This window comes from Winogradskya humida (assembly GCF_016862215.1).
Taxonomy (GTDB): domain Bacteria; phylum Actinomycetota; class Actinomycetes; order Mycobacteriales; family Micromonosporaceae; genus Actinoplanes; species Actinoplanes humidus.
In genome coordinates this window covers 103,838-116,250 of record NZ_BOMN01000129.1, presented here as the reverse complement: position 1 = coordinate 116,250, position 12,413 = coordinate 103,838, and the positions used below count along the sequence as shown (strand labels likewise).

Below are 12,413 nucleotides of genomic sequence, written 5' to 3'. Positions count from 1 at the left end.
CGCGGGCCGGAAGGTGACCCGGCTCAAGGTCAGTCACGCGTTCCATTCGCCGTTGATGGAGCCGATGCTCGATGACTTCCGCCGGGTGTTGGAGGGGGTGTCGTTCGGGACGCCGACGATTCCGATCGTGTCCGCGGGGGAGATCACGTCGCCGGAGTATTGGGTGCGGCATGTGCGCGATGTCGTTCGGTTCGGGGACGCGGTCGCTGCAACGGGTGCTGACGTCTTCCTGGAGATCGGTCCCGGTGGCGTGTTGTCGGCGTTGGGTCAGGAGTCGTTGCCGGATGCGGCTTTTGTGCCCGTCCTGCGTACTGACAGGTCTGAGGAGCTTGCTGTTGTTTCGGCTGTTGGCAGGTTGCATGTGCGGGGGGTGGCGGTTGACTGGGCCGCTTACTTCGCAGGGTTGGGCGCCCGGCGGGTGGATCTGCCGACGTATGCGTTCCAGCGCGAGCGTTATTGGCTGGACGTGCCCGCTTCGGTAGGTGACATCACGGCGGCCGGGCTCGGCGCTGCCGAGCATCCGCTGCTGGGCGCGACCGTCGTCCTCGGCGGCACGAACGGGGCACTGCTGACCGGTCGTCTCTCGGTGCGGACCCATCCGTGGCTCGCCGACCACGTGGTCCACGGCAAGGTCCTGCTGCCCGGTACGGCGTTCGCCGAGCTGGCGATCCGCGCGGGTGACCAGGTCGGCTGCGACGTCGTGGAGGAACTGACCCTGGAAGCGCCACTGGTCCTCCCGGCTGGCGGCGCGACGCTGCTGCAGGTGTGGATCGGCGCTTCGGACGACTCCGGCCGGCACGAGCTGACCTGCTACACCGGCGGGGACGGTTCCGACGACGGCCGCTCCTGGGTCAGGCACGCCACCGGTGTGCTGAGCTCGGGTGGAAGCGGCGCCGGTGTCTCGCTGAGCGACTGGCCGCCGGCCGGTGCGGACGTCGTCGACCTGGACGAGGTCGACGACCGGCTGATCGCCGCCGGTTTTGAGTACGGGCAAGCATTCCAGGGCCTGCGGGCGGCATGGCGGCAGGGCGACAACGTGTACGCCGAGGTCGACCTGCCCGACGGACTGGGCGTGGACGGCTTCGGGCTGCACCCCGCCCTGCTGGACGCGGCGCTGCACTGCCTTGCGCCGGCTGCCGGGCAGATGCCCTCCGCCTGGTCGGGCGTGCGGCTGCATGCCTCCGGCGCGAAAGCGCTACGGGTACGCATCTCGCCCGCCGGCGGTGACACGGTGTCACTGGTGGTGGCGGACGGCACAGGTGCCCCGGTCGCCGAGATCGGCTCGCTGGCACTGCAACCGGTGCCGCCCGGCCTGCTCGGCGTGGCGGACTCCGACGACGCGCTGTTCGGCGTCGACTGGCTGCCGGTCCCGGTCGGCGGGCGCGCCGAGGTTTCCGGCTTCTCGGTCCAGGAGTGCCCGGTGACGTCGGGATCGGATCCGGTGACAGCGGCCCACGAGGCGGCGCACTGGGCGTTGGCCACAGTGCAGTCCTGGTTGATGCAGGAGCAGTCCCGTCTGGTGATGGTCACCCGTGGCGCGGTTGCGGTGGCGGCCGGCGAGAGGGTTGATGTCGCGCAGGCGGTGGTGTGGGGTCTGGTGCGTTCGGCGCAGTCGGAGAACCCGGACCGTTTCGTGCTGATCGACCTGGACGAGGGCGAGTTCTCACCGGAAGTGCTGGCATCGGGTGAGTCGCAGCTCGCGGTGCGTTCGGGTGTGGTGAGTGTTCCGCGTCTGGCCCGCGTTGAGCGGTCGGTGGTGCAGGATCCCGGTTTCGGTCCGAATGCTGTTCTGGTGACAGGTGCCACCGGGACGCTCGGCGGTCTTGTCGCCCGGCATCTGGTCGCGGAGCGCGGTGTCCGGAGCCTGGTGCTGGTGAGCCGCAGCGGTATGGCTGCCGAGGGTGCGGCGGAGCTGCGCGACGAGCTGGTCGCGCTGGGTGCCGATGTGGTGCTCGAGGCATGTGACGTGGCGGATCGTGATGCGGTGGCGGCATTGCTTGCCGGGCATGAGATTTCGGCCGTGGTCCACACCGCGGGTCTGCTGGACGATGCCACGATCGGGTCGCTGACGCCGGAACGGATCGACACGGTGTTCCGGTCCAAGGTCGACGCCGCCTGGAACCTGCACGACCTGACGAAGCACGCGGACCTGTCGGCGTTCGTGCTGTTCTCCTCCGTCGCGGGAACGCTCGGCGGCCCCGGTCAGGGCAACTACGCGGCGGCCAACGCGTTCCTGGACGCGCTCGCCCACCACCGCCGTACGGCGGGCCTGCCCGCCACGGCCCTGGCCTGGGGCCTGTGGGAGCAGACCGGCGGCATGACCGGGCAGCTCGGCGAGGCGGACCGCAAACGGATGAGCCGCGGCGGCCTGATCCCGATCCGGCCCGCCCAGGGACTGACCCTGTTCGACGCCGCGGGTACGACCGGTCGCGCGTCGCTGGTTCCGCTCGCCCTGGACCTGGTGGCGATCCGCCGGCAGGCCCGGACCGCGCCGATCCCGCACCTGCTGCGGGGCCTGGTCCGCACCACGGCGCGCAGGACCGCCGAAACCGGCACCGCTGCCGGGTCGTCGCTGGCCCAGTCGCTGGCAGGCCGCAGCGGCGCGGAGCGGAAGAGGGCGCTGCTGACCCTCGTGCTCGACCACGTGGCCGTGGTGCTCGGCCACGGTTCGGGGCAGGCCATCGCGCCGGACCGGGCGTTCAAGGACCTCGGCTTCGACTCGCTGACGGCGGTGGAACTGCGCAACCGGCTCGGCGTGGTGACCGAGCTGCGGCTGCCGACGACGCTGGTGTTCGACCATCCCACCCCCGCGGCGCTGGTGTCGTACCTGAGCATGGAGCTCGCGGGTGGTTCCGTCGCCGCGGCGCTGACGCGTACGGTGCCGGCGGTGATCGACGAGCCGATCGCGATCGTCGCCATGAGCTGCCGGTTCCCCGGCGGGGTCGAGTCACCCGAGGACCTGTGGCGCCTGCTGGAGTCGGGCGAGGACGCGGTGTCCGGATTCCCCACGGACCGGGGCTGGGACCTGGAGACCCTGTACGACCCGGACTCCACCAGCGCGAGAACCACGTACAGCCGCATGGGCGCGTTCCTCGACCGGGTGTCCGAGTTCGACGCGGACTTCTTCGGCATCTCGCCGCGGGAGGCACTCGCCATGGACCCACAGCAGCGGCTGCTGCTGGAGACGTCCTGGGAGATGTTCGAGCGGGCCGGGGTCGACCCGGCGGCACTGCGGGGAGCGCCCGTCGGCGTGTTCATCGGATCGAACTCGCAGGACTACGGGATGACCCTGGGCGGGGTCTTCGAGGAGATCGGCGGGTATCTGGCGACGGGCAACGCGGCCAGCGTGGCCTCCGGCCGGCTGTCCTACACGTTCGGCTTCGAGGGACCCGCCCTGACAATCGACACGGCGTGCTCGTCGTCGCTGGTCGCCCTGCACCTCGCGGTGCAGTCCCTGCGCTCCGGTGAATGTGAGATGGCGCTCGCCGGCGGCGTCACCGTGATGTCCACGCCGACCCTGTTCGTCGAGTTCAGCCGGCAGCGCGGGCTGTCGGTGGACGGCCGGTGCAAGGCGTTCTCGGACAGCGCGGACGGCACGGGCTGGGGCGAGGGCGTCGGGATGCTGCTGGTCGAGCGGCTGTCGGACGCGGAGCGCAACGGGCATCAGGTGCTGGCGGTGGTGCGGGGCTCGGCGGTGAACCAGGACGGTGCGTCGAACGGGCTGACCGCACCGAACGGCCCGTCGCAGCAGCGCGTCATCCGGCAGGCGCTGACATCCGCCGATCTGGAACCGGCCGACGTGGACGCGGTGGAGGCACACGGCACCGGCACGAAGCTGGGTGACCCGATCGAGGCGCAGGCGCTGCTGGCGACGTACGGTCAGGGCCGGTCCGCGGAGCTGCCGCTGTGGCTCGGCTCGATCAAGTCGAACATCGGTCACACCCAGGCGGCGGCCGGTGTCGCCGGCGTGATCAAGATGGTCATGGCGATGCGGCACGGCATGCTGCCCCGCACCCTGCACGTCACGGAACCCTCGTCACACGTGGACTGGACCGCCGGCGCGGTGGAGGTGCTGACCCGGCCCCAGCCGTGGCCGGAGACGGGCCGGGCCCGGCGGGCGGGTGTGTCGTCGTTCGGCATCAGTGGCACGAACGCCCACACGATCATCGAGCAGGCCCCCGCGGCCCGCCCGGCCGCCGCCCCGGAGCCGGTTCCCGCGCTGCCGGTCCTGCCGTGGCTGCTCTCCGCCCGGTCCGCCGCCGCGCTGCACGCCCAGGCCGGGCGTCTCGGCACCCACCTGGAGGCACACGACGAGCTCTCGCCGCTCGACATCGGTCTGTCCCTGACCGCGCGTCCCGCCCTCGACCACCGCGCCGGGCTCGTCGGTCCCGGCCCGGCCGCGGACCTGCGGGCGCTGGCCGGCGGTGACGCGGCGCCCACGGTGGTCCGGGGCGTTGCGGATCTGCGGGGCGGGACCGTGTTCGTGTTCCCGGGACAGGGCTCGCAGTGGGCCGGCATGGCGGCCGGCCTGATCGAGTCGTCGCCCGTGTTCGCGGAGCGGATGCGGGAGTGCGCGACGGCCCTGTCGGCGTACGTCGACTGGTCGTTGCCCGACGTGCTCGGTGACGCGGAAGCGCTGGAGCGGGTGGATGTGGTCCAGCCCGCGCTGTGGGCCGTCATGGTGTCGCTGGCGGAGCTGTGGCGATCCTGCGGGCTGGAGCCGGACGCCGTCGTCGGGCACTCGCAGGGCGAGATCGCCGCGGCGTGCGTCGCCGGTGCGCTGTCGCTGGACGACGCGGCCAAGGTGGTGGCGCTGCGCTCGAAGGCGATCCTGGCGCTGTCCGGCCGGGGCGGCATGGTGTCCGTGTCGCTGCCGGTGGACCAGGCCCGGGAGATGCTGACCGGGGGGTTGTCCGTGGCGGCGGTGAACGGGCCGTCGGCGGTGGTGGTCTCCGGTGACGTGGCCGAGCTGGACGCGCTGCTGGCCGCATGCGAGGCCCGGGAGATCCGGGCGCGGCGCATCCCGGTGGACTACGCCTCCCACTCCGCGCAGGTGGAGTCGATCGAGGAGGAGGTACGCGGGGCCCTGGCCGGTCTCGAGCCACGGCGGGCGCGGGTGCCGTTCTACTCGACGGTGACGCCCGGCTGGCTGGACACCACGGTCATGGACGCGGGGTACTGGTACACCAACCTCCGGGGGACGGTCCACTTCGAGGAGGCGACCCGGGCCCTGCTCGACGAGGGCTACCGGTTCTTCGTGGAGGCTTCTGCGCACCCGGTGCTGACCTTCAGCGTTCAGCAGACCCTGGACGCCGCCGGCGTGGACGCCGCGGTCCTCGGCTCGCTGCGTCGCGACGAGGGTGGCCCGGAGCGTTTCGTCACGTCGCTGGTCGAGGGCTGGGTGCGGGGCCTGCCGGTGGACTGGCCGGCGATCGCGTCCGGCGGCCGGCGGGTGGACCTGCCCACCTACGCGTTCCAGCGGGACCGCTACTGGCCCGATGTCCTGCCGTCGACGGGTGACGCCGGGGTGCTCGGACTGGACACGACGGAGCATTCGCTGCTGGGCGCGGCCGTGGCGGTGGGCGGCACGGACGGTGTGCTGCTGACCGGCCGGCTGTCCGTCCCGACCCACCCGTGGCTCGCCGATCACACCGTCCAGGGCACGCCGTTGCTGCCGGGGTCGGCATTCGTGGAGCTGGCTGTCCGGGCGGGAGACCAGGTCGGCTGCGATCTGGTGGAGGAGCTGACGCTGGAGGCCCCGCTGGTCCTGCCGCAGAGCGGACCGGTGCGGGTGCAGGTCTGGGTCGACAGCGCGGACGACTCCGGCCGGCGCGAGCTGACCATCTACGCGGGGTCGGGGGACACCGACGACGGGCGGTCCTGGACCCGGCACGCCACCGGGGTGCTGCGCGAGTCGGGGGAGCCCGGCGGCAGCGGGCTGACGGAATGGCCCCCCGCCGGGGCCGAGACCGTGGCGACGCAGGGGTTCTACGAGCACCTGGCAGGGCTCGGCTTCGGGTACGGCCCGGTCTTCCGGGGGCTCCGGTCGGCCTGGCGCCGCAACGGCGACGTGTACGCCGAGGTCGCGCTACCCGACGGGGTACGCGTGACCGGGTTCGGTGTGCACCCGGCGCTGCTGGACGCGGCGCTGCAGGCGATCGGCCTGATGGACGGCGCCCCCGAGGGGATGCCGTTCGCGTGGTCGGGGGTGCGCGTGCACGCCTCCGGAGCGACGATGCTGCGTGTCCGCCTGTCCCCGACGGGCTCGGGCGGCGTGTCGCTGGTGCTGGCGGACGGTACCGGGGCCCCGGTCGCCACGATCGCCTCGCTGGTGCAGCGACCGGTCGCACTGGAGCAGGGAGTGGGTGGCGACCGCGGCGCCGCGCTGTTCGGCGTGGACTGGGTTCCCGCTGCCGATCCGCAGAGCGACGCCCCGGCGGTCACCTGGGCCGAACCGGATGCACCGGTCGCCTTCGGCGAGGCGGCCGGATTCGTCGCCGTCTCCTGCCCGGTCACCGCCGGCACCGACCCGGCCGCGGGCGCGCAGGAGGCCGCGCACTGGGCCTGGGGAGTGCTGCGAGCCTGGACGGCCGGCGAGAGGCCGGACACCGCCCGCCTGGTCATCGTGACCCGGGACGCGGTCGCGAAGAACCTCGCACACGCCGCGGTCTGGGGCCTGGTGCGGTCGGCGCAGTCGGAGAACCCGGACCGGATCGTGCTGGTCGATCTCGACGACGACGCGTCGTCCCTCGACGCCCTGCCCGCCGCACTGGCCACCGGCGAGCCGGAGCTGGTGGTACGCGCGGGTGTGGCCGGCGTGCCGCGTCTGGTCCGGACCGGCGACGAGGTGGCCGAGGATCCCGGATTCGGATCCGGCACAGTGCTGGTGACCGGTACGCCGGAGGAGCTCGCCGGCCCACTGGCCCGGCACCTCGTCACCCATCGGGGTGTGCGCAGCCTGCTACTGGTGAGCGGGCCCGGCACAACGACGGAACTGCGCGACGAGCTGACCGCTCTGGGCGCCGACGTCACGCTCGCGGCGTGTGAGCCGGGTGACCGGGACGCGCTGGCGGAACTGCTGGCCGAGCACCCGGTGACAGCGGTCCTGCACACCGCGGGCATGCAGACCGGCGACCTCACGCCGGAATCGATCGACACGGTGCTCCGGCCCGGCCTCGACGCCGCCTGGAACCTGCACGAGCTGACGCGGGACCGGGACCTGTCCGCGTTCGTGGTGTTCTCCCCGGCCGCGACCATCCTCGACGCCGCACAGCGGGGCGTCCACGCCGCGGCGAACGCGTTCCTGAACACACTCGCCCGGCGCCGCCGCGCCGCCGGTCTGCCCGGCACCGCGCTGTCCTGGGGTCTGCCGGCGGACGCCGCCGGCCTGGCGCTGTTCGACGCGGCCGGCTCGGCGGGGCGCGCCGTGCTGGCGCCGATGACGCTGGATCTGAGCGCGCTGCGGCGGCAGGCCCGGGCCAACCCGGTTCCCCCGATGCTGCGCGCGCTGGTTCGCGGCCCGGCCCGGCGGACCGCCGGCACCGGCTCCGCCACCGGTTCAGCGCTGGCACGGTCGCTGGCCGGGCTGTCCACCGCCGACCGGGACCAGGCCCTGCTCGACCTCGTGCTCGGTCACGTCGCCGTCGTTCTGGGTCACGGCTCGGCGCAGGCCATCGCCCCCGATCGCGCGTTCAAGGATCTCGGTTTCGACTCGCTGAGCGCCGTCGAGCTGCGTAACCAGCTCGGCGCCGCCACCGGGCTGCGGCTGCCCGCCACGCTCGTCTTCGACCATCCGAGTCCGGTGGCGCTGATCGCGTACCTCGGGGCCGAACTCGCGGGCGCACCGGTCGCCGCGGTGACGGCCCGCACGGTCACCGGGACCGACGAGCCGATCGCCATCGTCGGCATGGGCTGCCGCTACCCGGGCGGGGTCGAGTCGCCGGACGACCTGTGGCACCTCGTCGCGTCCGGCGTCGACGCGGTTGCCGGGTTCCCCACGGACCGGGGCTGGGACCTCGACGCGCTGTACCACCCGGCACACGATCACCCGGGCACCACCTATGTCCGCGACGGCGGGTTCCTGCGCGACGCCGACCTGTTCGACCCGGCGTTCTTCGGGATCAGCCCGCGGGAGGCGATGGCGATGGACCCGCAGCAGCGGCTGTTGCTGGAGATCTCGTGGGAGGCACTCGAACGGGCCGGTATCGATCCGCAGACGTTGCGGGGGCATCCGGTCGGCGTCTTCACCGGGACCAACATGCAGGACTATCTGGCCCTGCTGGCGGCCAGCGAGGACAACTTCGAGGGATACCTGGGCACCGGCAACGGGGCGAGTGTCATGTCGGGCCGGCTGTCGTACACGTTCGGCTTCGAGGGCCCGGCCGTCACCGTGGACACCGCGTGCTCGTCGTCGCTGGTGGCCCTGCATCTGGCGGCTCAGGCGCTGCGGTCGGGGGAGTGCACGCTGGCGCTGGCCGGCGGGGTGGCGGTGATGTCGACCGCGGGCGGGTTCATGGACTTCAGCCGGCAGCGGGGCCTGTCCGCCGACGGCCGGTGCAGGGCGTTCTCGACGGACGCGGACGGTACCGGCTTCGGCGAGGGCGCCGGGCTGCTCGTGCTGGAGCGGCTGTCCGACGCCCGGCGCAACGGGCACACCGTGCTCGGGATCGTGCGGGGTTCCGCCATCAACCAGGACGGCGCCTCGAACGGTCTCACGGCGCCGAACGGCCCGTCGCAGCAGCGGGTCATCCGGCAGGCCCTCGCCAACGCGCGCCTGGGTTCCGCCGAGGTGGACGCGGTCGAGGCCCATGGCACCGGCACCACGCTCGGTGACCCGATCGAGGCACAGGCGCTGCTGGCTACGTACGGTCAGGAACGTGAGGGTGACCCACTGTGGCTGGGGTCGCTGAAATCCAACTTCGGGCACACCCAGGCCGCGGCCGGTGTCGCCGGTGTCATCAAGATGGTGATGGCGATGCGGCACGGCGTCCTGCCCCGGACGCTGCACGTCAGCGAGCCGACGGATCAGGTCGACTGGTCGGCCGGCGAGGTCAGCCTGCTCACCGAGGCCCGCCCGTGGCCGGCGACCGGCCGTCCCCGCCGGGCCGGGGTGTCCTCGTTCGGGTTCAGCGGGACCAACGCGCACGCCATCATCGAGCAGGCGCCGGTCAGCGGGACCGTCGCGCCGAGGGCCGCACCGGACCCGGGCGTGCTCCCGCTGCTGCTGTCGGCCCGGGGCGGCGACTCGCTGCGGGCGCAGGCCGGCCGGCTGCGCGCCCATCTCGTCGCGCACCCGGAACTGAACACGGCCGCCGTCGTCACCACGCTCGCGACGAAGCGCGCCGCCCTCGAGAACCGGGCGGTCGTCGTCGGCGCCGACAGGGACGGGCTGATCACGGCCCTCGCGGCGCTCGAAGAGGGACGGACCACCCCCGGCGTGGTCTCGGGCGCCACGGCGGGACACCGGCTGGCGTTCCTGTTCTCGGGACAGGGCTCGCAGCGGCTCGGCACGGGCCGCGAGCTGGCCGCGCGGTTCCCGCTGTTCGCCGAGGCTCTGGACGCGGTGCTCGCGGAGTTCGACCCGCGGGTGCGCGAGGTCCTGTTCGGCGACGACGCCGACGCCCTGAACGAGACCGGGGTGACGCAGCCCGCGTTGTTCGCGATCGAGGTCGCGCTGTTCCGGCTGCTGGAGTCCTGGGGAATCCGGCCGGACGCGCTGGCCGGGCACTCGATCGGCGAGCTGGCCGCGGCGTACGTGGCGGGTGTGTGGTCGCTGCCGGACGCCGCCCGGGTGGTGGCGGCGCGCGGCGCCCTGATGCAGGCGCTGCCCCGCGACGGTGCGATGGTCGCGCTCCAGGCGACCGAGGCCGAGGTCCTGCCCGAGCTGAACGGCACCGTGGGTATCGCGGCGGTGAACGGGCCGGCGTCGATCGTGCTGTCCGGCGTCACCGCCGATGTCGAGTCCCTCGCCGAACGCTGGCGTGGGGCGGGCCGCAAGGCGACCCGGCTCCGCGTCAGCCACGCCTTCCACTCGCCGCTCATGGAGCCGATGCTCGACGACTTCCGCGCGGTGCTCGACTCCGTGGAGTTCCACGAGCCGGCCCTGCCGATCGTGTCCACCCTGACCGGCGCGCCCGCCACCGCGGCGGAGCTGGGCTCGGCGGACTACTGGGTGCGGCACGTGCGCGGGGCCGTGCGGTTCGCCGACGCCGTCGGCACGCTGCGGGACCAGGGCATCGATGTCTTCCTGGAGGTCGGTCCCGGCGAGGTGCTCACCGCCCTGGGCCGGGAGAACGTTCCCGGCGCCGAGTTCGTCCCGGCACTGCGCGGTCGCCGGCCCGAGCTGTTCGCTCTGGCGACGGCCGTGGGCGGCCTGCACGTCCTCGGCATCGCCGTCGACTGGACCGAGCTCACCGGCGGCGGCGGGGACGTCGACCTCCCCACGTACGCGTTCCGCCGCCGCCGGTTCTGGCCCACGCCGGCCTCGGTCCCCGCGGCCGACGGCTGGCGTTACCAGGTCTCCTGGCGGCCGGTTCGCGAGAGCACCGCGACACTGGCGGGAACCTGGCTCGTGGTCAGCCGGGACGGCGCGGGTGAGGAACCCGTCGCCGCGGCGCTGAGCAAGCACGGCGCCCGGGTGCTCCCGGTCCGGACCGGCCCGGCGACCGACCGGGAGTCACTGGCCGCGCGGCTGGCGACAGGCGAGCCGATCGCGGGCGTACTGTCGTTGCTCGCCCTCGACCCGGACCTGCCGTCCGGCGGTGTCTACCCGACGCTCGCGCTGGTCCAGGCACTCGGTGACGCCGGGCTCACCGCGCCTGTGTGGTACGCGACCCGGGGCGCGGTGTCCGTCGGACGCTCCGACGAGCCCGTCCGCCCCGACCAGGCCATGGTGTGGGGACTCGCCCGGTGTGCCGCGCTGGAACAGCCGGAACGCTGGGGCGGCCTCGTCGACCTGCCCGGCGTCCTCGACGACCTCGCCGCGGCACGCCTGGCGGGAATCCTGGCCGGTTCCCAGGAGGAGGACGAGGTCGCGCTCCGCACCGGCGGGGTGTTCGCCCGCAGGCTGGTGCGGGCAGCCGCGGGCCGGCCCGGCGAATGGAACCTCACCGGTACGGTGCTCGTGACCGGCGGGACCGGCGGGATCGGAGCGCATGTCGCCCGATGGCTGGTGTCGCGGGGCGCGGAGCATCTCCTGCTGACCAGCCGGCGTGGACCGGATGCCGAGGGTGCCGAGGCGCTGCGGACGGAGCTGGCCACGCTCGGTGCCCGCGTCACGATCGCCGCGTGCGACGCCGCGGACCGGGAGGCGCTGGCGGACCTGCTGGCCTCGATCCCGCCGGAGTACCCGCTCACCGCGGTGGTCCACGCGGCCGGGGTCCTGGACGACGGTGTGCTGACCGCGCTCACCCCGGAGCGGTTCGCCGCGGTGCTGCGCCCGAAGGTCGACGCCGCGATCAACCTGGACGAGCTGACCCGCGACCGGGAGCTGTCGGCGTTCGTGCTGTTCTCGTCGATCGCGGGCACGTTCGGCGCCGCGGGCCAGGGCAACTACGCGACCGCCAACGCCTTCCTGGACGCGCTCGCCGAACGGCGCGCGGCGGCGGGCCTGCCCGCGACCTCCGTCGCCTGGGGCCCCTGGGGCGGCGGCGGCATGGTCCGCGAACAGCTCAGCGGGCACCTCCGCAGCCGGGGCATGATCACGATGGAACCCGGCCGCGCGGTCGCCGCCCTCGACCGGGCTGTCCGTCAGGGCGACCCGGCCCTGCTGGTGGCGGACTTCGACTGGGAACTGTTCGCCCCGGCCCGGCCGACACCGCTGCTGCGGGACCTCCCCGACGCGCACCGCCCCGCGGCGTCGATCGATTCCGCGGCGCCGCAGAACCTGGCGGGCCGGCTCGGCGAGCTGATCGGAGCGGACCGCGAGCGCGCCGTGCTGGATCTGGTCCGGGAGCAGGCGGGCGCCGTCCTCGGGCACGGTGGCGACGGGCTCGTGGAACCCGGCCAGGCGTTCAAGGACCTGGGCTTCGACTCGCTCACGGCGGTCGAGTTCCGCAACCTGCTCAACGCGTCCACCGGGCTGAGCCTGCCGGCGACGCTGATCTTCGACTACCCCACACCGGTCGCGCTCGCGGCACACGTGCTCACCGAGCTGACCCAGGCCGGGACACCGAGCATCGACACCGAACTGAACCGCCTGGAGTCCGCGCTGTCCCTGCTCGATCCGGACGACGAGCAGAGCGCCGCCGTCAGCACCCGGCTCCGGGCCCTGCTGTCCCGATGGGACGGGGCCCATGCCCGTACCGAAGCCACCGAGATCGCGACGGACGCGCGCACCGCGTCGGCGGACGAGCTGCTGATGCTGCTCGACGACCAGCTCGGCCGGTCCTGATCCGATGAACTCGCCTGAAGGG

At 73.5% G+C, this 12,413-nt stretch carries 1 protein-coding gene; it reads left to right on the top strand.

What is annotated here, in order from left to right; all coding sequences use genetic code 11:
- The first annotated feature begins 13 nt into the window (after positions 1 to 13).
- Complete coding sequence (locus Ahu01nite_RS44350) at positions 14 to 12,391, top strand: type I polyketide synthase (protein WP_203842783.1); 12,378 nt, start codon at positions 14 to 16, stop codon at positions 12,389 to 12,391.
- Positions 12,392 to 12,413: the final 22 nt, after the last annotated feature.